This is a genomic window from Streptomyces seoulensis (assembly GCF_022846655.1).
Taxonomy (GTDB): domain Bacteria; phylum Actinomycetota; class Actinomycetes; order Streptomycetales; family Streptomycetaceae; genus Streptomyces.
This window is the reverse complement of the sequence record NZ_AP025667.1, coordinates 3,011,374-3,030,693: the sequence shown is the minus strand read 5'-3', so window position 1 is coordinate 3,030,693 and position 19,320 is coordinate 3,011,374. Positions and strand designations below refer to the sequence as shown.

20 protein-coding genes are annotated in these 19,320 nt (G+C 71.1%); 12 read left to right on the top strand and 8 right to left on the bottom strand.

Annotated features, from left to right (window positions below; genetic code table 11):
• The first annotated feature begins 207 nt into the window (after positions 1-207).
• Positions 208-1,575: a DEAD/DEAH box helicase gene (locus tag HEK131_RS14010; protein WP_244335370.1), complete on the top strand. Its 1,368-nt coding sequence runs from the start codon at positions 208-210 to the stop codon at positions 1,573-1,575.
• A gap of 2 nt (positions 1,576-1,577) precedes the next feature.
• Here HEK131_RS14010 and HEK131_RS14005 read toward each other — a convergent pair whose 3' ends face one another.
• Both HEK131_RS14005 and HEK131_RS14000 read right to left on the bottom strand, forming a co-directional pair.
• Positions 1,578-1,961, bottom strand: coding sequence for an SRPBCC family protein (locus tag HEK131_RS14005; protein ID WP_244335367.1), 384 nt, complete (start codon positions 1,959-1,961; stop codon positions 1,578-1,580).
• Positions 1,962-2,066: 105 nt separating this feature from the next.
• Positions 2,067-2,501 carry a CBS domain-containing protein gene (locus HEK131_RS14000; RefSeq protein ID WP_244335365.1) on the bottom strand — a complete coding sequence of 145 codons (435 nt, stop codon included), beginning with the start codon at positions 2,499-2,501 and terminating at the stop codon, positions 2,067-2,069.
• Between the two features lie 134 nt (positions 2,502-2,635).
• Here HEK131_RS14000 and HEK131_RS13995 point away from each other — a divergent pair, with 134 nt between their 5' ends.
• Both HEK131_RS13995 and HEK131_RS13990 read left to right on the top strand, forming a co-directional pair.
• The gene (locus HEK131_RS13995; RefSeq protein WP_217464363.1) at positions 2,636-2,863 is read left to right on the top strand and encodes a DUF2945 domain-containing protein; all 228 of its coding nucleotides are present in this window, start codon (positions 2,636-2,638) and stop codon (positions 2,861-2,863) included.
• 95 nt (positions 2,864-2,958) lie between these two features.
• Positions 2,959-3,393, top strand: coding sequence for a VOC family protein (locus HEK131_RS13990; RefSeq protein ID WP_217464362.1), 435 nt, complete (start codon positions 2,959-2,961; stop codon positions 3,391-3,393).
• Positions 3,394-3,412: 19 nt separating this feature from the next.
• Here HEK131_RS13990 and HEK131_RS13985 read toward each other — a convergent pair whose 3' ends face one another.
• Positions 3,413-4,864, bottom strand: a complete 1,452-nt coding sequence (locus HEK131_RS13985) for an aromatic amino acid ammonia-lyase (RefSeq protein ID WP_244335363.1) — start codon at positions 4,862-4,864, stop codon at positions 3,413-3,415.
• A gap of 52 nt (positions 4,865-4,916) precedes the next feature.
• On the opposite strand from HEK131_RS13985, the gene HEK131_RS13980 reads away from it, so the two are divergent.
• Together HEK131_RS13980 and HEK131_RS13975 are read left to right on the top strand one after the other, a co-directional pair.
• Positions 4,917-5,804 (top strand): MurR/RpiR family transcriptional regulator, encoded by an 888-nt coding sequence (locus HEK131_RS13980; protein ID WP_244335361.1) that lies wholly within the window; start codon positions 4,917-4,919, stop codon positions 5,802-5,804.
• Positions 5,770-7,140: an MFS transporter gene (locus HEK131_RS13975; protein WP_217464359.1), complete on the top strand. Its 1,371-nt coding sequence runs from the start codon at positions 5,770-5,772 to the stop codon at positions 7,138-7,140. The genes HEK131_RS13980 and HEK131_RS13975 overlap by 35 nt, the downstream gene beginning before the upstream one ends.
• A gap of 52 nt (positions 7,141-7,192) precedes the next feature.
• Here the strand turns inward: HEK131_RS13975 and HEK131_RS13970 are convergent, their stop codons facing one another.
• Complete coding sequence (locus HEK131_RS13970) at positions 7,193-7,720, bottom strand: peptidylprolyl isomerase (protein ID WP_217464358.1); 528 nt, start codon at positions 7,718-7,720, stop codon at positions 7,193-7,195.
• Between the two features lie 233 nt (positions 7,721-7,953).
• Here HEK131_RS13970 and HEK131_RS13965 point away from each other — a divergent pair, with 233 nt between their 5' ends.
• The 4 genes from HEK131_RS13965 (at position 7,954) to HEK131_RS13950 (ending at position 10,514) form a co-directional block, all read left to right on the top strand.
• Entirely contained in the window at positions 7,954-8,352 is a 399-nt protein-coding gene (locus HEK131_RS13965; RefSeq protein ID WP_217464357.1) for a copper chaperone PCu(A)C, read from the top strand.
• 29 nt (positions 8,353-8,381) lie between these two features.
• Positions 8,382-8,759 (top strand): hypothetical protein, encoded by a 378-nt coding sequence (locus HEK131_RS13960; RefSeq protein WP_244335359.1) that lies wholly within the window; start codon positions 8,382-8,384, stop codon positions 8,757-8,759.
• 167 nt (positions 8,760-8,926) lie between these two features.
• The gene (locus tag HEK131_RS13955) at positions 8,927-10,087 is read left to right on the top strand and encodes an FUSC family protein (protein ID WP_244335357.1); all 1,161 of its coding nucleotides are present in this window, start codon (positions 8,927-8,929) and stop codon (positions 10,085-10,087) included.
• Between the two features lie 73 nt (positions 10,088-10,160).
• Positions 10,161-10,514: a VOC family protein gene (locus HEK131_RS13950; protein WP_244335355.1), complete on the top strand. Its 354-nt coding sequence runs from the start codon at positions 10,161-10,163 to the stop codon at positions 10,512-10,514.
• A gap of 79 nt (positions 10,515-10,593) precedes the next feature.
• Here HEK131_RS13950 and HEK131_RS13945 read toward each other — a convergent pair whose 3' ends face one another.
• Positions 10,594-11,583, bottom strand: a complete 990-nt coding sequence (locus HEK131_RS13945) for a CU044_5270 family protein (protein ID WP_244335353.1) — start codon at positions 11,581-11,583, stop codon at positions 10,594-10,596.
• Positions 11,576-12,121, bottom strand: coding sequence for an RNA polymerase sigma factor (locus tag HEK131_RS13940; RefSeq protein ID WP_244335351.1), 546 nt, complete (start codon positions 12,119-12,121; stop codon positions 11,576-11,578). Before HEK131_RS13940 ends, HEK131_RS13945 begins: the two co-directional genes overlap by 8 nt.
• Before the next feature lie 183 nt (positions 12,122-12,304).
• Here HEK131_RS13940 and HEK131_RS13935 point away from each other — a divergent pair, with 183 nt between their 5' ends.
• On the top strand, positions 12,305-13,390 hold the full coding sequence (locus HEK131_RS13935) for a serine hydrolase domain-containing protein (RefSeq protein WP_244335349.1): 1,086 nt from the start codon (positions 12,305-12,307) through the stop codon (positions 13,388-13,390).
• A 154-nt stretch (positions 13,391-13,544) separates the two neighbouring features.
• On the opposite strand, the gene HEK131_RS13930 is transcribed toward HEK131_RS13935, so the two are convergent.
• Together HEK131_RS13930 and HEK131_RS13925 are read right to left on the bottom strand one after the other, a co-directional pair.
• On the bottom strand, positions 13,545-14,621 hold the full coding sequence (locus tag HEK131_RS13930) for a methyltransferase domain-containing protein (RefSeq protein ID WP_244335347.1): 1,077 nt from the start codon (positions 14,619-14,621) through the stop codon (positions 13,545-13,547).
• A 140-nt stretch (positions 14,622-14,761) separates the two neighbouring features.
• Positions 14,762-15,265 (bottom strand): polyketide cyclase, encoded by a 504-nt coding sequence (locus HEK131_RS13925; protein WP_244335345.1) that lies wholly within the window; start codon positions 15,263-15,265, stop codon positions 14,762-14,764.
• A 121-nt stretch (positions 15,266-15,386) separates the two neighbouring features.
• On the opposite strand from HEK131_RS13925, the gene HEK131_RS13920 reads away from it, so the two are divergent.
• Positions 15,387-15,953 carry a hypothetical protein gene (locus HEK131_RS13920; protein ID WP_244335343.1) on the top strand — a complete coding sequence of 189 codons (567 nt, stop codon included), beginning with the start codon at positions 15,387-15,389 and terminating at the stop codon, positions 15,951-15,953.
• 189 nt (positions 15,954-16,142) lie between these two features.
• Positions 16,143-19,307 carry a CHAT domain-containing tetratricopeptide repeat protein gene (locus tag HEK131_RS13915; protein ID WP_244335342.1) on the top strand — a complete coding sequence of 1,055 codons (3,165 nt, stop codon included), beginning with the start codon at positions 16,143-16,145 and terminating at the stop codon, positions 19,305-19,307.
• Positions 19,308-19,320: the final 13 nt, after the last annotated feature.

The window sequence follows — 19,320 nt, the reverse complement described above, 5'->3', positions numbered from 1 at the left end:
TGCATCAGCTCATACCACTATGCCGTGCGCCCCCGAACCGCTCCTGCGCGAGCCGGGCGGCGCCCCCGGCCGGGGGCGCCCGTCACCACCCCTTGTGTTAGCGTGAAACTTTTGCACGGTAGTGACGGCCGGTGACCCGCCCGTCCGGTCACCGTCCCTCGTCCTACCGGGCCTTCCTCGGTACGTCCTCTCTACGGAAGGCTTGTCATGAACCACCCCGACCCCGGCGCGTCCCAGCCCTCGGTCCCCTCCTTCGCCGGCCTCGACCTGCCGCCCGCGGTGCAGCGCAAGCTCGTGGAGCTGGACGTGCGCGAGCCCTTCCCGATCCAGGCGGCCACGATCCCCGACGCCCTCGCCGGACGCGACGTCCTGGGACGCGCGCGCACCGGCTCGGGCAAGACCCTCGCCTTCGGCCTCCCCCTGCTCGCGCGTACGGCGGGCCGCCGGGCGGAGTCGAAGCAGCCGCTGGCCCTGATCCTGGTGCCCACCCGTGAACTGGCCCAGCAGGTCTGCGAGGCGCTCACCCCGTACGCCGACGCGCTGGGGCTGCGGATGGCCGCGGTCGTCGGCGGGATGTCGATCGGACGGCAGATCGCCGCGCTGCGCGACGGCGCCGAGGTCGTCGTCGCCACCCCCGGCCGGCTGCACGACCTCATCGAGCGCAAGGCGTGCCGGCTGGGCCGCGTACGCATCACCGTGCTCGACGAGGCCGACCAGATGTGCGACATGGGCTTCCTGCCGCAGGTCACCGAGGCGCTCGAGCAGGTGCGCCCCGACGGCCAGCGCCTGCTGTTCTCCGCGACCCTGGAGCGCGAGGTCGCCGACCTGGTCCGCGACCACCTCCAGGACCCGGCCGTGCACTCGGTCGACCCGTCCGCGGGCGCGGTCACGACGATGGACCACCACGTCCTGGTCGTGCACGGGCCCGACCGGTACGCCGTGACGACGGAGATCGCCGCCCGCGAGGGCCGTGTCCTGCTGTTCCTGGACACCAAGCACGGGGTCGACCAGCTCACCCGGCACCTGCGCGCCAGCGGGGTGCACGCGGCGGCGCTGCACAGCGGCAAGTCCCAGCCGCAGCGCACCCGGACCCTCGCGCAGTTCAAGGACGGGCAGATCACCGCACTGGTGGCGACCAACGTCGCGGCGCGCGGCCTGCACATCGACGACCTCGACCTCGTCGTCAACGTCGACCCGCCCGCCGAAGCCAAGGACTATCTGCACCGCGCCGGCCGCACCGCGCGCGGCGGCGGCTCAGGCAGCGTGGTCACGCTGGCGCTGTCGGGTCAGCGGCGCGAACTGGGCAAGGTGACGTCCGAGGCGGGCATCGAGCCGACCGTCACCAAGGTGCGCTCGGGCGAGGCCGCGCTGAGCAGGATCACCGGCGCCCGTAAGCCGTCCGGCACCCCGCTCGACGGAGGTCCCGCCGCGGCGCGTCCCAAGAACACGAACGCCCCCTTCCGCGGCATGGGCAGCAGCAAGGGCACCACGGCGGGCCGGCCGTCCCGCAAGACCGACGAGGCCCGCAAGCTGGCCGAGGCCCGGCGGGCGGCTCAGATCCGGCGCGGCCGCTGAGGTCAGACGCGGGTGAGCCGGTGCAGCGCCCAGTCGACCATGGGCGCGTAGGCCAGAGGCACCGGCAACGGCCCCGTCAGATCGACGGCGACCCGGGTGCCCGTGCCGTCCGGCGTCATCGTGTGCCCGACCTCCACGGGGATGCCCAGGAAGGCGACCTTCCAGGTCCAGGCGCCCTTCGGCCGGTCGACCTCGGTGACCACGAAGCGGCCGCGCAGGAAGCCCGCCAGTTGCACGACCCCCCGCGCGCCCGGCCGGATGACGTCACCCTCCGTCTCGACGGCCCGTAGATGCGGCGCCCAGTGCGCCCATGCGTCGTACCGCGCGTACCGCTCCCAGACCACATCGGGCGCTGCGGGGCCCGCGACCGTGACGGTGTGCCGCATGCCTGTCCTCCCAGCGGTGTCCGGCCCAATCTACGAGGGTGCGCCGAGGGCTGCGCGGTGAGCCGCCGCGCGGCCCAGGGCCGCCGCAGTCGCGGGGTCCAGGCCCTAGCTGTCGCTGCCGGACCTGCGGGCGTGCTCCGGGGTGGGCGAGTCGATGCGGCCCGAGCGGCCCTGGAGGCGGGGGTCGCTCGCGTCGACCACGCCCACCGGTGTCCCGCTCTCGATGACGGCGACCTGCCGGACCGAGTTCTCCTCCATCGTCCGGGCGACGACGTCGAGACCGTCGTCGATGTCCACGGTGACGAGACCTCCGTGCACCACCTCGGCCACGGTCATCCTCTCGGCGTCGGCCGCGTCCGCGAGCGCCCTCACGACCAGGTCGTGATCGCTGACCAGTCCGCGCACACTGCCGCCCTCCACCACGAGCACGACGTCGACGCCGTCGTCGCGCATCGTCCGCGCCACCGAAGTCACCGACTCCTGGCCGTCCACCGTCGTGGGGTTACCCGTCATGATCTCGCGCACGCTGTCCATCGCCATGTCCTCCTCGGTCCGGCCACGCTCCTACGCCCCACCGTGTACCCCGGGACGCGCCGCCGACCCCGCGCCCGGGTGCGAACGGGCGGACACCCGGTCAGGGTGGTGGGGAGTCCCCCGGCACCAGGGAGCACCCCATGAACGACTCCGGCAAGGACCGTCCGGCCAAGGGCGACGAGGTCGCGTGGAGCACGCACGGCACCGAGACCACCGGCAAGGTCGAGCGGAAGATCACCCACCGCACCGAGGCCGCCGGCCGCACGGTCGACGCCTCCCCGGACGACCCCCAGTACGAGGTCCGCAGCGACAAGTCCGGCCGTTCGGCCGTACACAAGCCTTCGGCGCTGAAGAAGAAGGGGAAGTGACGGCGGCCGAGCCGCTCGGCGCCGGGATCACACCTCACCAACAGGGGCGTTTTTATTGGGAGATGAGCGACGCCCTCCCCTGTTAGGGTGCGCCCGTGTCAGTGATCAGGAAGTTCCAAGTCACCTTCGACTGCGCCGATCCCGAGCGCGTCGCCCGCTTCTGGTGCGAGGTGCTGGGGTACGTCGTCCCGCCGCCCCCGGAGGGGTTCGCCACGTGGGACGAGTACACCGGCTCGCTGCCGCCCGAGGAGCAGGGATCGGGGTTCGTCTGCATGGACCCCACCGGGGTGGGCCCCCGCATGTACTTCCAGCGCGTGCCCGAGGGCAAGGTCGTCAAGAACCGGGTGCACCTCGACGTAAGGGTCGGCACCGGGCTCGTGGGCGAGGAGCGCCTCGCGGCCCTCGAGGCCGAGTGCGCGCGCCTGGTCCCGCTCGGCGCGGTGCGCGGCAAGTTGCTGCTCGCCGACGGTGTCAACGAGTCGTGCCTCCTGATGCAGGACGTCGAGGGCAACGAGTTCTGCCTCGACTGAAGCCGGTCCGGCGGCCCGTCTACAGGGCCGCCAGCCGGTCGAGGAGGCGTTCCGCCTGCTGGATCTCGGCGCTGAGCGGGTGGTCCTCGGCCACGTGCGGGAGTCCGGCCGTGGCCAGGGCGAAGGCCCCGCGCAGCGGGGTGTCGGGCAGTTCCGTGCCGGAGATGCGCAACGCGCGTACCGCGCCGAGCAGTTCACAGGCAAGCACCGTGCGGTACGCCGCCGTCGCCGCCACCGTGCTGCGTACGGCGTGGGTGGAGAAGCTGGCGTGGTCCTCCAGGCCGCGGGAGATCACCGCGGTGCCCAGGGTGACCGGGGAGGCGGCGTGGCGCAGCGTGCCGAGGGCGTCGTGGGCGACGTACTCGAGGATCATGACGCCCGAGCTGCCCGCGGGGCCCTCGGCCAGGAACGGCGGCAGCCCGCTGAGGTCCGGTTCGACGAGGTCGCTCAGGCGGGCGGCGGACAGTTCCGCGGTGTGGTGCAGCGCGGCGCGCAGGTAGTCGAAGGCGAGCGCGACCGGCGCGGTGGAGAACTGGCCGTGGTGGTATGCCTGTTGGCTCTCGGTGTCGATGAGCGGGTTCTCCGCCGCCGCGTTGAGGTCGACCTCCAGCACTCGTTCGACATGGGCGGCGGCCTCCAGCGCGGGTCCCTGCACCTGGGGGAAGGCCCGTAGCCCGAAGGGGTCCTGGAGGCGTCGGCCGGGCGGCAGGTCGCCGCCCGAGGTGAGCAGTCGGCGCAGCTCCGCGGCGCAGCGCACGGCGCCGGGATGCGGCCGCGAGGCGTGCACGCGTTCGTCGTACGCCTCGGCCGAGCCGCCCAGTGCGCAGAAGGTCAGCGCGGTCACCACATGGCTCGCCGCCAGCAGCCGGGACAGGTCGTGCCAGGCCAGTACGGCCTCGGCGAGCGTCGCGGCGTTGCTGGAGATGAAGGCGAGCGCGTCGCCGGGGCTGATCGCCACCGGGTCGATGCCGCCGGACTCCCAGGGCAGTTCACCGGCGAGGGTCAGCGCGATCTCGGCCAGCGCCGTCAGGTCGCCGGTGCCGATCGCGCCCCGGGTGTGCACGAGCGGCAGCGCTCCGACGCGCAGGGCCTGCTCCAGTGCCCGCAGCAGCCGGGGGTGCACCCCGCTGCCGCCGGCGGCGAGCTGGTTGAGGCGGACGGCCATGACGGCGCGCACCGCGTCGTCGGGCAGCGGGGCGCCGGTGCCTCCGGCGTGGCTGCGCAGCAGGCGCAGCCCATGCAGGTCGGCGCCGTCGGGATCCACGACGATGTGGCGGTTGGCGCCGACGCCGGTCGTCCTGCCGTAGACCGCGCCCTTCGCGCCCAGCTCCACGGCCAGTTCGTAGCTCTGTTCCGCCCTGGTCAGCGCGTCCGGAGCCAGCTTCGGCCACGCGCTGCGGCGGGCCACGCGGACCACGTCGGCACATCTGAGCCCGGTGCCGCTGATCAGGATGCGGCTCGTGTCGGTCATCGCCACCCCTCTTGACAGCAGTTCATTCATTCCTGCGAATAGCATGTAACTCTTGATTCACTCCGCTGGCAAGAACCGGGCCGACGACAACCGCGCCGGCCGGAAGGAGAACCTGGTGCCCCGGTCGCTGCACGAGCTGCTCACGGCGCACCGTCTCACGCCCGCACAGCGGCGCATCGCCAGCTACCTGGCCGAGCGTCCGCGCGACGCCGCCGCGCTGACCAGCGCCGAGCTGGCCGAGCACGCGCAGGTCAGCCAGCCGTCGGTGACCCGTTTCGTCGCGCTGCTCGGCTTCGACGGGTACGCGGAGTTCCGGCGCTATCTGCGCACGGCGACGACCGAGCCGGTGCTGGAGCGCGGCGGCAACAAGTTCCAGGCCGCCGTCGACGCCGACCTGCGCAACCTCGCCGCGCTGCGCGCCCAGCTCGCCGACGAGACACGGCTGCGGGCCGTCGCCGGGCGGCTGATGGCGTCCGTTCCGCTGCTCGTCGTGGGGTACCGCGTGTCGGCCGCGCAGGCCGCCTCGTTCGCCTACCTTGCCACCAAGATTCATCCGGACGTCCGGCTGCTGACCGACTCGGGCAGTGTGTTCGGCGACCATCTGCGGCACGCCCACCGGTGTGGCGCCCGAACACTGGTGATGGTCGCGCTCCCCCGCTACCCGCGGGAGAGCGCGGCCGCTCTCCGACAGGCTCGTTCCCTGGGCCTGCACACACTTCTGATCACGGACCGGCTCGTCTCGGCGCTCACCCCCCTCGCCGACGACGTGCTGAGCGCGGGGGTCGCCTCCGAGTCCGTGTTCGACTCGCACGCCGCGGTGGTCTCGCTGACCGCGGCGCTGGTGGAGGCGATGGCCGACGCGGCCGGTGCCTCGGCCCGGCAACGACTGGAAGGTTTCGAAGACTATGCCGCAGAGCAAGACCTCTTCCTCCGGGAGTGACAACCCCGGCCCCTCAGGGAGCGACGAGGCCGCCACGGCGTTCGACGACGCGCCCCTGAACCGCTTCCACCTGCGGATCACCGCGCTGACGTTCTGCGCCAACTACTCCGACGGCTATGAACTCGGCATCATCAGCATCGCCCTGCCGGTGATCGCCGGACAGCTGGGGTTCGGCTCCGTGTGGGAGGGGCTGCTCGGGGCGGCGGCGCTGATCGGCATCTTCCTCGGCAGCGTCGTCATCGGCTGGGCCGCCGACCACATCGGCCGTCAGCGCCTGTACACGTACAACTTCCTGCTCATCGCGGTCGCGTCGGCGGCCGAGTTCTTCGTGACCGGCCCCGCCCAGTTGTTCGTGCTGCGGCTGCTGATCGGCATCGGCATCGGCGCCGACTACGCGCTGGGCCCGACCCTCGTCGCCGAGTTCGTCCCGCGCCGCTACCGGGGCGGCCTGCTCGCCTCCCTGACCGTCATGTGGACGGTGGGCTACGTCGTGGCGTTCTTCCTCGGCAACTGGGTGGTCGGCATCGGCGGCGAGGCGTGGCGGTGGCTGCTCGCCTCCAGCAGCATCCCCGCCCTGGCCGTGGTACTGCTGCGGCTCGGCGTGCCCGAGTCGCCGCGCTGGCTCATGGCGCGCGGGCGTATCGACCAGGCGCGGGCCGTGGTGCGCCGCCTCGGCGGCGACGAGGACGCGGTCGCGTCACTGGCGCGGATCGCGCGCGCCGCGGCGAAGCGGCCGCAGGCGCGCTACCGCGACCTGTTCGGACGCGCGTACTGGCGGCGCACCGCTTTCGGGATCATCTTCTACAACGCCCAGGTGGTGCCGTACTTCGCCATCTACACCTTCCTGCCGCTGGTGCTGGCCAAGATGGGGGTCGGCGAGGAGGACACCACCAGCGACGGCGTGCTGAACCTGTTCCTGCTGGGCGGCAGCGTGGCGGGCCTGTGGTTCGTGGCGAAAATGAGCCGGCGCGGGCTGACGATCTGGTCCTTCGTCGTCCTCATCGCCTCGCTCGCCCCCATGGCGGCCTGGCCCGACGCGCCCACGGCCGTGCTCTTCCCGCTGTTCCTGCTGTTCACGTTCACCATGTCGGCCGCGGTCAACCTCGACCAGGTCTATCCGGCCGAGCTGTTCCCGACCGACCTGCGCAGTTCCGGCGTCGGCCTGCTCAACGGCATGAGCCGCATCGGCTCCGCCATCGGCACCTTCCTGCTGCCGCTCAGCCTCGAGCACGCCGGGTTCTCCCCCACGATGCTGGTGCTGACAGTCGTCCTGGCGGTGGGCCTGGTCGCGTCGGTGGCGTGGGCGCCGGAGACGAAGAACGTGGCCCTGGACTGACGCCCGCCCCGCGGACGGCGGTGCCGGTGACGACGCCTTGAGCCCGCCTGGATCAGCGGGTCTCGACGACGACCTTCTCGATGACCACGTCCTGGACCGGCCGGTCGTTGCGGGGGTTGGTCTCCGTCGTGCCGATGGAGTCGACGACCCGCATGCTCGCCTCGTCGGCCACCTCTCCGAAGATGGTGTGCTTGCCGGTGAGCCACGTGGTGGGCGCGAAGGTGATGAAGAACTGGGACCCGTTGGTGCCCGGCCCGGCATTGGCCATGGCCAGCAGGTAGGGCTTGGTGAACGCCAGGTCCGGGTGGAACTCGTCGGCGAACTTGTACCCGGGCCCGCCGGTCCCGTTGCCCAGGGGGTCGCCGCCCTGGATCATGAAGCCCTCGATGACGCGGTGGAACACCGTTCCGTCGTACAGCGGTTCACTACTGGGCTGACCGGTCGAGGGGTCGGTCCACTCGCGGTCGCCGTTGGCGAGCTCCACGAAGTTGCGCACGGTCTTGGGGGCGTGGTTCGGCAGCAGCCGGACCACGATGTCGCCCTTGTTGGTCTTCAGCGTCGCGTACAGCTCTTCCGCCATGCGAATCCTCCGGTGTGCGGCCTACTGGCCCGCCCAGTTTCCCGGCCGCACCGACCGGCCCACGACGAAGACACGGCACCTCACCCGCACGAGTGGCGGACCTCGGCTTCCGGACACACGCACGCACCACCGGATCGGATGATCTTCCAGTCGGGCACCCTCACCGCGACCGGGCGACTGCATAGAGTGACGGCGAGTGAGGTCGCGGGACCCCACGGAAGGAAGTCACATCGATGGCGAAGACGCCGGTCTCCACCGACATCACGTCCGCGAAGAACAGTGCCTGGGTCCGCTGGCTGCCCAACGCGCTGCCCGCCGCCGGCTACATCACGCTGCGGAGCTCCGCCGACAAGGACATCAAGATCACCAAGCTCAAGAGCCCCGACTACCAGCGCATCACGATCTACCGGAGCGTCGTCGACGGCGAGACGTCCAAGATGGTCAAGGTCGACGGCGTCACCGTCCCCGGCAAGGGCGAGTTCGCGCTCGTGCCGGGCAGCTACCACATCATGTTCGAGAAGCCGACCCACCTGATCACTCCGGGCGACAACGCCCGCGTCATCTTCTTCCTGGACAACGGCACGGTCTTCAAGGTCCGCATGCCCGTTCGCACGTCGCCCGAACTGTACTGACCCCGCCGACGCCACCAGGAGACCCGCTCATGACCACGTACCACCTCGCACTCGCCGGCGACCAGGCCGAACCACTCGCCTCCGTCACCAAGCTCACCCTTGCCGGGACCGAACTCGACATCGACACGTTCCTCGCCTCCGACGCCAAGGCCCCGGTGCCCCTCTCGGGTGACGTGATCCTCACCCGCGGCGACGTCCGTCACCCGGCCACCACCGCCTGGATCGAGGACGTCGAGAACACCGACACCCACCAGGACGTCGTCCTCATCGCGGGCGACCCCGCCGCCCCCACCGCCCGCCGGGTGCTTCTCACCGACGCATGGGCCAGTGCCAGCTACCACCTGGACGAGGACGAGGACCCCGACGCCTTCGTCATCAGCTTCACCGACATCAGGGTCGAGCACTAGCAGGCGGATGACTCTCAGGTCCGGAGGCGTCGCGCGATCTGCGGCGTACGCCCCCGCACCGATCCCCAGGTGGATGGCGTACTTGCCGTCTCTTCGCATACATGCGCCGCATCGGGTAACCGCCTAATTGGTACGGATGTGGCGAGCGGGAGCACGGGGCGAGACGCGTGGAGCGGTTGCGGAGTTGTCGGGCATGGCTGAGGCGGGCGTGGAACGCGCCGGGACACGAGCGCAACACGGTCCTCCTGGTCGGGAAGAGCGCGCTGGCGTCGACGCTGGCGTGGTGGGTCGCACATGATCTGCTGAACGCGAGTTCGCCGGCGTTCGCGCCCTTCTCCGCCGTACTGATCATGAACGCCACGATCTACAAGTCCGTCTGGCAGGCCCTGCGCTACACGGCCGCGGTCACCGTCGGTGTGGCCGTCCAGGCGGCCATCGGCTTCGTCGTCGGCCCGGACCTGTTCGCCTTCCTGCTGGTCGCCGTCGTCGCCTTGTGCATCGGGCGGTGGCCGGCCCTGGGAGAGCAGCGCTCGCAGGTCGCCACCGCGGCCTTCTTCGCCTTCTCCACCTACGCCGCCGCGACCACCACCGGCGACAAGGTGAACCAGCTCGGACAGATCATCGTCCTGGTGCTCATCGGATGCGGCCTGGGCCTGATCGTGAACCTCTGCATCGCGCCGCCGCTGCGGTACCGCAGCGCCGAGCACGGGCTGCAGGTACTGGCGTCGGAGATCGAGACGCTGCTGGACGACATGGCCGACGGCCTGTGCACCGGTGACGTGGACGCGGAGCGGGCCGGGAAGTGGCGCAGGGCGGGCGAGAGCGCGCAGCGCGCGGTCGGGCAGGCCCGGGCGGGGCTGAGCACGGCGGAGAACAGCCTCCCCTTCAACCCGCGCCGGCTGCTGCCCGCCCACCGCAGCTACCTGAGCTTCGACCGCTACCGGCAGAGCGTCGACGCTCTGGAACGCGCGGTCTACCAGCTCGGTTCACTGACCCGGAGCCTGGGTCGCTGGCGCGAGACGGAGAGCACGTACACCTACGCGCCCGCCCTCAAGGCGTACGCGGACTTCGCCGGCAGTCTGCGCGACATCGCCCACGTCATCGCCGAACTCGACAGCGACACCCTCACCGAACAGGCCGCGGAGATGTGCAGGCTCGCCACGATCGCCCAGGAGGCACTGCAGAAGGTGCTGGCCGCGGCCCAGGAGAACGAGTTGCCCCTGTCGGACGCCTCGCGCCCCTACGGCGTCCTCGTCGTCGAGGCCACGCGGCTGATGGAGGAGTTCCAGAACACCTGTGACTCCCTCAAGGACACCGCGGACGCGTGAACGGACGGGGTGGAGCGGGGACGGCGGGGTGATGCCGGCCCCTTCCCGATCACCGTCCTGGCAGGATGACGGCATGGAACGTGTACTTGGAATCGGTGGCTACTTCATGCGGGCCGACGACCCGACGGCCCTGAGCGCGTGGTACCGCGACTGCCTCGGCCTGGACGCCGACGAGCACGGCCTGTGGCGCCAGGGAGCCGGGCCGACGGTGTTCGCGGCCTTCGAGTCCGGCACCGACTACTTCGGGTCCCCCGCCCAGCGGACGATGCTCAACTTCCGGGTCCGCGACCTGGACGCGATGCTCGCGCAACTGCGCGCCAAGGGGGCAGCCGTGGCCGAGGAGACGCAGGACATGGAGGGCGTCGGCCGGTTCGGCTGGGTGACCGATCCCGAGGGCAACCGGGTCGAACTGTGGCAGCCGGCCTGACGTCGCTCTCCACCGGCATCGCCAGAGCCTCGGCTCGCCGGACGACGAGGCCGACTGCTTCTGGGCCCGGTCCGCCGCATCACGGAAGCCGCTCGGCCTTGAGGAAGGTGGAGTACCCGATGACGGAGTACGGCCGCACGCCCAGCTTGCCCGTGTCCTGCCGCAGCTGCTCCTCGTAGGCGAGAAGGTCTCCGGTGGCCGGGTCGAACACCAGGGTGCGCTTGTTGGGCAGTCCGCCGAACCGGCCGGTGAGGGAGAACGCCTCCCCGGTGCGGCCCGCCCGGTCCTTGACCGATCCGGCGTGGACGACGCCCGGGGTGGCAGCCAGGACGCGCAAAAGGGCGGCGCGCTGGGCAGGCGAGAACACGTGGTCCTGGAAGCGCTCCGGTATCACTTCGTACAGGAGTCCCGGTCCCATGTACTGGCCGTTCGCCAGCCACTTGCGCATGCCGTCGACCGTGGCGGGCGGCTCGACGAGGGGTTCCGGGCCGGCGTCACCACTCCACTGTCGCGACTCCTTGCCCACCGCCCCGGCCGACTCCCAGACCTTCCGCTGACGGGCGTTCTGGAACACCGGCGGCAGCGTCCTCGCCTTCCAGCGGGCCGATCCGTCGGGCTTCTGCCATGTCTCACGGTGCTCGGTGATGACGGCGGAGGTGACCTGGACGTCGTCGATACGGCTGGACAGGGCCCAGTCGTCGCCGATGAAATGCTCCGCCGTCCACGGCTTGATCCGAGTGTCGGGCTGATCGTCGATCCGGTCGGCGATCCTCTTCAGCACCTCGGCGGCCGGCTGGTCGGTGAGCTGAACCCGCAGGGGCGACGGAGTGACGGCGAGGGCGGGCTGGGTGGAGACCCCTAGGGGGTCCACCACCACGTAGGCGAACAGTCCGGCCGTGACCGCCATGGCGGCGACAGCCCACACCCATCGTGGCCGCACCCGCGGTCGGCCGACCGCACCGGTGGCAGCACGCGGGGTGCTCAGGATGGCGTCGAGCCGCGCGGGGTCGGCCGCTCGGCCCGTCCGGACCGGGTTGATCTCGCGCAGAGTCTGGTCGATGTCACGCATCCGCTCCCCCAAGAGTCGTCAAGGCTCGCTGTACGGTGTCCGCGCTGGTGGTGTCCATGTGCTTGCGCAGGCGGGCGCGGGCCCGGTGCAGGCGCACGTGGAAGGTGGCTGTCGTGCAGCCGAGCACCTTCGCCCCCTGTCCCGCCGTCAGCCCCTCCCACAAGGCCAGGCCGAGCACTTCCCTGTCCTGCTCACGCAGGGCATCGAAGGCCGCCGCGATCGCCGCCTGCCCCGCCACCGTGTCGGCGTGGTCCTCGACACGGTGACTGCCCTGCCGACCCACCGCGTCCACCAGGTTCACCCGGCGCTGATCCGACCGCCGCGTGTTCGCCATCAGGCGTCGGCCCGTCGCGTACAGCCACGGAAGAGCCGCGTCCCGGGGAACGTCCTCCCATCGCCGCCAGGCCGTCAGGAAGACTTCCGCCACCACATCGTCGACCGCGTGCGAACCGTCCAGACGGCGTCGGACGTACGCGTCGACGGCAGGGTGGTGTTCGCGGTACAGCTCCGTGAACCGTTGCTCATCTGATGTCTCCACATCCCCTCCAGTCGCGTATGTGTCCGGCAGTCGAAGATCCTTACAGCGCGATGCCGGGAATCCGGTCGCACTGCCTCACTCGCGCCGACTCGCTCCTGGCACGGCATGGGCGGAGTCGGTGCGTCGGGGGCTCGTGGGTAAGGAATATCCGGACGGTCCGTAGAGGCGTTGAGGGTGGGGCTGATGGAAAACGTAGGGCAGTGCCTGGACGAGGGCGGGTACGGCGGCGACCCGTGGGCGGGAGTGGATGCTGTCCGGCTGGCGCATGCCGCGAAGGAACAGGCCGAGCGCCCGGTACCGGGTGTCCAGGACATGGGCTCCTACTTGGCCGCCCAAGTCTCCGACGTCTCGCATCGGGAGGTGCTGGGCCCTCTGCTCGACGGGGGCGGGGCGAGCGGGGTCGTCGTGCGGCACGGCGTGGTCCTCGCCGCGTGGGGAGACCCGGAGCGGGCGGAGATGGCCTTCAGCGCCACGAAAAGCGTTCTGTCCCTGGTGGCCGGGCTGGCCTTCGACGACGGTCTGCTCCGGCTGGACGAGCCTGTGTGCCGATCGGTCGACCTGCCGCAGTTCGACGACGCAAACGCGCGGAGGATCACCTGGCGGCACCTGCTGGACCAGTCCAGCCAGTGGGAGGGCGAGCTGTGGTCCAAGCCCACCTGGGCCGACGCCCAAAGCACCCGTGAGGGAACGGAGTCAGCCGGTGGACCGCCCGGAGCGGGCTGGGCCTACAACGACGTCCGGGTGAACCTCACCGCCCTCGCGCTCACCGTCCTGCTCGGTCGGCCCCTGCCCGACGTGCTGCACGAGCGGATCATGGAACCGATCGGGGCCTCGTCCGATTGGTCCTGGCACGGCTACGCCGACTCCGCGGTCGAGGTCGACGGCCGGCGCATCGCCGTGGTGGCCGGGGGCGCCCACTGGGGCGGCGGACTGTGGATCAACGCTCTCGACCTCGCCCGGATCGGGCAACTGTGTCTGCGGAACGGGCGATGGGGCGGCCGCCGGCTGCTGTCCGCCAGGTGGTTCGAGGAGATGTGGCGGCCCTGCCCGGTCAAGCCCAACTACGGGCTCTCGTGGTGGCTGAACGACCACCGCACGGTGTGGCCCCAGGCCCCGTCCACCGGCCGCTGCGCGCGGGGAAACGGCGGCGGCCACCTGCTATGGGTCGATCCGGCAAGGGACTTGGTGGTGAGCTCGCGCTGGGGAGCGGAGGTCGAGTCGCTTCTTGCCGAGGTGTCCGCCGCGATCGAGCCGATGCCGCCGGCCTGAACACGGCACCTGGTAACTCCCGATGGCTGTGGCGCCTCGACCTGGTCGGAGGCGCCGTGGCGTCACACGCTCGGGCAGGCTCTAGCTCTGAACTCGCTGTGCAGACGGTGACGTGGATTCGTCACCGTCCATGGTGCGCCGCCGGCGTTCCCCGTCAGATGCCAACCTCGTAGACGATGTTGAACGGCGTCTGTGCCGCCCGGCGGAAACGGGTCAGGCCCGCCTCCGAGGCGACCTGGCGGGTGCGCTCCTCGCCGGCCTGGGCGCCCAGGGCGCGGCCGACCTCCTGGGACTGCGAGGCAGGCGTGCAGATCAGGGTCGAGGCGCTGTAGAAGGTGCGGCCGAGTGGGGTGAGGTTCTCCTCCAGCCGGTCGCCGGCCCACGGCTCCACGAGCATGATGCTGCCGCCCTCGGCCAGGTGCTCCTTGCTGTGCGCCAGGGCGCCGACCGGGTCACCCATGTCGTGCAGGCAGTCGAAGAACGCGATCAGGTCGTACGGCCCGCCGGTGAAGTCCTTGGCACCGGCCACCTCGAACGAGACCCGGCCCTCGACACCGGCTTCCTCCGCCAGCTCCCGGGCCGCCTCGACGGACGGCTCGTGACTGTCGAAGCCGGTCACCAGCGCGTCCGGGAACGCCTTGCCGATCATCAGGGTGGAGTGGCCCAGTCCGCATCCCACGTCGGCCGCCTTGCCGCCGGTGCGCAGCTTCTCCACCACACCGGTCAGCGCCGGGAGCCACTCGTCCACCAGGTGCGCGGCGTAGCCCGGACGGAAGAAGCGGCCGGTCCCCGCGAACAGGTCCGCGTGGTGTTCGTGCCAGCCGACACCGTGGCCGTCCCGGAAGGCGCGCGCCAGCCTTTCCTGTTCCTCGGCCGAGCCGCAGGACAGGAACGCCTGGTACCCGCCGAGCGCGAAGGCCGGGCTGTTCTCGTCGGCGAAGACGGCACCCTGTTCCGGTGTCATACGGAAGCGGTCTTCGCCGTCGTAGGTCAGGTATCCGCTGGCGGCCATCGCGGCAAGCCATTCGCGGACGTTGCGCTCGGCGGTCCGGGTGCGCTCCGCGAGCTGCCCCGGGGTGACGGCCTCGCCGTCCACGAGGGCCCGGAAGAGGCCCAGCCTCTCCCCCAGCAGGGCCAGGGGCGCCGCCGCGACCGCGCCCAGATCGGTCACGACCTTCCCGAGCAGTTCGTGCAGCTTCGCTTCGTCCACGGTGCTCATGTCGACCGACACGACCACACCTCCGATAGATCAGGCCGGACCCACAGTTCGTGGCGGAGGGAACCTCCTCTCGCCATTCGTGCGGCCGACGCTACCTCGGACCTATGGGAGATATCGGCGCAAAACACCGCACACAGCGGGCGGGCGACGCGTTATTCGCCGGCACCCGGTACCTGCGATCGCTGGCGCGCTCCCTGTGCGACCGTGCGCGCAAGGATTCCGAGCGTGGCACGCAGGCCGGCTTCCGGGATGACCGGAAAGATGCCCGTCTCACGGTACTTGTCGTCGATCTGGCTCCAGTCGTAGTACGAAGTGACCAGCGTGCCTGACTCGTTGGGCGCGAGGCGGTACCCGTACAGGTGGCGGATGGGCGGCTGGATGGTGCCCGAGATCGTCCATTCCAGGAGCGCGTCGGGTTCGTAGCGCGTGATGATCACGGTCACGTCGTAGCGGCCCATGGGGAGATCTCCGAGGGCTTCCCGGTCCATGTGGACGAGGAACTGGTCCCCTACGGCACTCACGAGGTCGCCCTCTGCGGACTGCAGCATGCCCGAGCTGTCGATGGCCACGTGGCCCTGAGGCGATCGCAGCACTTCGAAGATCGTGGACGGGGAGGCAGCCATCTGGCGCGTGACTTCAAATCGGTCCGTCGTCATGCCACACCCTTACATGCCTGCTCAGGTCAGCCTGCGGCGGGGAATCCGATACGCAGATCGACGTCCGCATCCCGATGGGGCCCCTGTCCGCACCGCCGAACCGCGCGTAGCCTGTCGCGGCATGACGCTGCTGCCGGACCTGCCTCAGAACGCGGCGCTGCTCACCCTGCTGCGGGAACAGGGCGTCGTACAGGAGCGGGGTGCCTACGCGTACGACGGGTGGGAGTTGCACACCCATCCCGATCTGGTCGAGAGGCTGGAGGACCTCGCTCCCGGATGGCCCGTCCTGGCGACGTACGGGATGCCGGTGCTGGCGGCCAAGGGCATCGCCGCGGCCGTCGCCTGGGGTACCGAGGTGCTGCTGCTTCGCCTTCCCGAAAGGCCGGCCGAGCCCCTGAAACCTGGAGCCCCCCGCCCACCCCTCACCGGTCCGGATGAGGGCTGGTACTCAGTCTGCCCCTGGCAGAGCGAGCTCCCTTCATCCGAGTCCCAGCGCCTGTTGTCGCTGCAGATCCAGCACGCGCTCACGTATGCGGCGAGCCTGTCGGACGACCACAGCACCGACTGGCGGGGGCACCCCGTGCAGGCTGCGGGCGGACGCACCGGCAACGCCAAGGCGAAGGCGAAGGGCAGACGCCCCAGCAGGAAGCAGAACCGACGGCACGGCGGACACGGACGCCAGCGCTGAGACAGCGGCTTCGTGGAGCGGAGGCACGTGGCCCGCGCCCGAAACCGGCTGCCAACACGGCTACTTCACGGCCGTGGTCAGGAAAGTCGCGGGAGCAGCCGCCTTCCCCGCCCCCTCGTGACCGTAGCCCGCTTTCTCCGCCTCTGAGATGATGCGCTCCCGAACAGGCCGCCAGGGGGGAAGTCTGGAATGGGTCAGCTCTTCGACAAAATCACCAAGCGCCTTCTGCTGACGGGGCTGGACTCGGCACTGACGAAGCACGCGGAGACCAATGACCGTGCTCTGGCCTTCCACATCGAGGTGGAGAAGGCGCTGCCGACCCTCGCGAGGATCATCGGCGAACCGTCCGACGACCTGGAAGCCTCCAGCATCCTCGGTCGCATGCACTGGCTGCGTTACTGCCTGTTGCCCGAAGGCGAGGACCGTCCCGAGTACGAAGCCGTCGTCTACTGGCTGTGGCCGGTGCGCCGGCAGCGACCCGAGAAGTTGTCGCCACACCTGCGGGAGGTCCTGGCGGAACCGGGGTACGGCCACTGCGCCACAGGGCGGCTGTCGCGGTTCGGAGTCACCGACGCCGTCGCGGATCTGGACCGGGCGATCTGGCTGCTGCGCGGTGCCGTTCGTGACCACGCGCCTCACGAGCTGTACCACCGCGACCTGCTCGCCGAAGCGCTCCGGCTCCGAGGTGAACGCACCGGTGGCCGCGACGACCTGGACGCGGCGGTGGTGTTCGCCACGGAAACACTGGCCCGCACTCCGGCGACCGGCGAGGACCGTCCCGTACACGCGTCCCGCCTCGGTCTGGCGCTGCTGACCCGATCCGCTCTCACCGGCAGCGCAGACGATCTGAAGGGGGCCGTGCTCCGCCTGCGTGAGGCGGCGAACGCTTCCTCGGAAAACGAAGACCTGGCGGCGCACACCAACAACCTGGCCATGGCAGTGCGGGCACGGGCGGAGTCGTCCGGCAGCCTCGACGACCTGGCGGAAGCGATCACGGAGGCCACCCGCTCGGTCCGAGCGTGCCGGCCGGAGAACCCTCGGTACGCGGTGGCACTGGGCAACCTGAGCAACGCACTGCGCATCCGGGGCGAGTCGACCGGTGACCGGACCGACCTGGACAACGCCGTCGACGCCGCCCGCACGGCCGTCGGACAGCCCGGACAGGCGCCCTCGGCCCAGGCCCGGCATCAGTCCGGTCTCAGCAGCGCGCTGACCGTGAAGGCCGAGATCGAGCGCGACGTGAACCTGGTCGACCAGGCCGTTCGAGCCGGCCGGGAGGCCGTGCGACTGTGCCCGGACGACCATCCCGACCTCGGACTGATCCAGACCAACGTGAGCAACACCATGCGGGTACGCGCCGAACTCGTCGGCACACCGGAGGCGATCGGTGACGCGGTGGAGGCCGCACGCGACTCCGTCTCGGCCACCCTGCCGGCCCACCAGCGGCCGTTCGCACTGACCAATCTGGCCAACGCCCTCCTGAGCCGGGCCATGTCCGCCCCGGAGCGGGCGCCGCAGGACAGCGACGCGGCGGTGGAGGCGCTCGTCCGGGCCGCCGGACTCCTGACTCCCGGGCACCCGTTCGCCACGACGGTCCAGCACAACCTGGGCAACGCCTACCGCGTGCGGTTCGGCCTCTCGGCCCGGAGCCAGGACATGGAGGCCGGGGTCGCCGCGTACCGGCTGGCCGCCGCGTCGCCGTCGCCCGGTCAGGCCGTCGTCGCCGCGACGGGATGGGGCTGGCTGGCCGGACTGGCCGGCCGGTGGGAGCTGTCGGCCGAGGGGTACCGGAGGGCGGGCGAACTGGTCGGCCTGACGGCGCCTCGGACGATCGCCCTGATCGACCGCGAGTTACGGCTCGCCAAGGTGGAGGGAGCTTCGTGGTCGGCGACGGCCGCCCTGCTGAATGCCGGGGACGTCGACACCGCCGTGGCGCTGTTCGAGCGGATGCGCGGTGTCCTGATCGGACAGGCTCTGGACGAGCGGCCTGATCTGACCGGGCTGCGACAGCATGACGCCGGCCTCGCCGACCGCTTCACCACCTGCCGCGCTGCACTGCGGCAACTCGACGCGAGCACCGCGAGCAGCCGTTCGACACTCGGTCCGGGCAGCGCCCGCTTCTCCGCCGCACGGCACCAGCGCATCGGAGAGGAGCTGGCGGCCGTCGTCGGGGAGATTCGCGCCATCCCCGAGTACGCCGACTTCCTGAAGCCGCCGCCTCTGCCGGAACTGCTGTCCTCGCTCCCGGACGGTCACACCGTACTGGTCAACTGCTCGGCGCTGCGCTGCGACGCGATCGTGGTGAGCCGCGACGGCATCCGGCCCCCGGTGCCCCTCCCGGACCTGACCGTCGCCTCCGCCGTCGAGCATGCGGCGTCCCTGTTCGATGCCGTCGAAGAGGTCGAACGGGCCGCCGGTCCCGCGCTCGCACCCGCTGCCCAGGCCAGAATCACCGAGACGCTCGAATGGCTGTGGGACACCATCGCAGAGCCCGTCCTGGAGTCGCTGGACACCCGGCCGGACGACGGCCCCGCACGCATCTGGTGGTGTCCGTCCGGGGCCGTGTCGTTCCTCCCCCTCCACGCGGCCGGGCATCACGACACGCGCTTCGACGCCCGGCCACGGACCGTCATCGACCGGGCGGTCTCGTCGTACACCCCCACCTTGCGGGCCTTGGCCCACGCGGCACGCCCGGCCGCTCCCGGCACCGCCGTGACGCCGGTGCGCGTCGCGGCGATCGGTGTCCCGCACATCGCCGGCGGGCCGCTCGCGGATGGCCGTGCGCTGCCCGATCTGGCGGGCGCCCAGGCCGAAGTGGAGTGGCTGAGCGCCTTGTTCGGGGAGCGTGCCGATGTCCTCTCCGGGCCGGACGTCACGTTCTCGGAGGTGGTGGCCCTGCTTCGCCGCGCCCCGTGGGTCCACTTCGCGTGTCACGGCATCAGCGACGTCGTCGAACCGTCGGCCAGCCGTCTGCTGCTCCCTGATCACCTGACCCGTCCGCTCGCGGTGCCGGAGATCGCCGCACTCCCCCTCGATCACGCCGAGTTCGCCTTCCTGTCCGCCTGCCGGACCGCCGCGGGTTCCTGGCGGCTCCCGGACGAGGCCCTGCACCTGGCGTCCGCCTTCCAGGTCTCGGGCTACCGGCAGGTCGTGGGAACCCTGTGGCCCGTGGACGACGAGCACATCAGCGGGCCGGTCCGGACCGTGTACGAGCGCCTGGCGGCCGACGGTGACCCGGACGGGGCGGCGACCGCTCTGCGCGAGGCGGTCCTGCGGCTTCGCGGCCTGTGGAGTAGGGCTCCCTCGGTGTGGGCAGGGTACGTCCACTCAGGTGCGCCCGCACGCCAGCGCTGACCGGTCGTCACGG

What these genes read in the sequence shown, in the direction of transcription:
- HEK131_RS14010 (WP_244335370.1), top strand. Translation starts at nt 208, where the DNA reads ATGAACCACCCCGACCCCGGCGCGTCCCAGCCCTCGGTCCCCTCCTTC.
- HEK131_RS14005 (WP_244335367.1), bottom strand. Translation starts at nt 1,961, where the DNA reads ATGCGGCACACCGTCACGGTCGCGGGCCCCGCAGCGCCCGATGTGGTC.
- HEK131_RS14000 (WP_244335365.1), bottom strand. Translation starts at nt 2,501, where the DNA reads ATGGCGATGGACAGCGTGCGCGAGATCATGACGGGTAACCCCACGACG.
- HEK131_RS13995 (WP_217464363.1), top strand. Translation starts at nt 2,636, where the DNA reads ATGAACGACTCCGGCAAGGACCGTCCGGCCAAGGGCGACGAGGTCGCG.
- HEK131_RS13985 (WP_244335363.1), bottom strand. Translation starts at nt 4,864, where the DNA reads ATGACCGACACGAGCCGCATCCTGATCAGCGGCACCGGGCTCAGATGT.
- HEK131_RS13975 (WP_217464359.1), top strand. Translation starts at nt 5,770, where the DNA reads ATGCCGCAGAGCAAGACCTCTTCCTCCGGGAGTGACAACCCCGGCCCC.
- HEK131_RS13970 (WP_217464358.1), bottom strand. Translation starts at nt 7,720, where the DNA reads ATGGCGGAAGAGCTGTACGCGACGCTGAAGACCAACAAGGGCGACATC.
- HEK131_RS13965 (WP_217464357.1), top strand. Translation starts at nt 7,954, where the DNA reads ATGGCGAAGACGCCGGTCTCCACCGACATCACGTCCGCGAAGAACAGT.
- HEK131_RS13960 (WP_244335359.1), top strand. Translation starts at nt 8,382, where the DNA reads ATGACCACGTACCACCTCGCACTCGCCGGCGACCAGGCCGAACCACTC.
- HEK131_RS13950 (WP_244335355.1), top strand. Translation starts at nt 10,161, where the DNA reads ATGGAACGTGTACTTGGAATCGGTGGCTACTTCATGCGGGCCGACGAC.
- HEK131_RS13945 (WP_244335353.1), bottom strand. Translation starts at nt 11,583, where the DNA reads ATGCGTGACATCGACCAGACTCTGCGCGAGATCAACCCGGTCCGGACG.
- HEK131_RS13935 (WP_244335349.1), top strand. Translation starts at nt 12,305, where the DNA reads ATGGAAAACGTAGGGCAGTGCCTGGACGAGGGCGGGTACGGCGGCGAC.
- HEK131_RS13925 (WP_244335345.1), bottom strand. Translation starts at nt 15,265, where the DNA reads ATGACGACGGACCGATTTGAAGTCACGCGCCAGATGGCTGCCTCCCCG.
- HEK131_RS13920 (WP_244335343.1), top strand. Translation starts at nt 15,387, where the DNA reads ATGACGCTGCTGCCGGACCTGCCTCAGAACGCGGCGCTGCTCACCCTG.
- HEK131_RS13915 (WP_244335342.1), top strand. Translation starts at nt 16,143, where the DNA reads ATGGGTCAGCTCTTCGACAAAATCACCAAGCGCCTTCTGCTGACGGGG.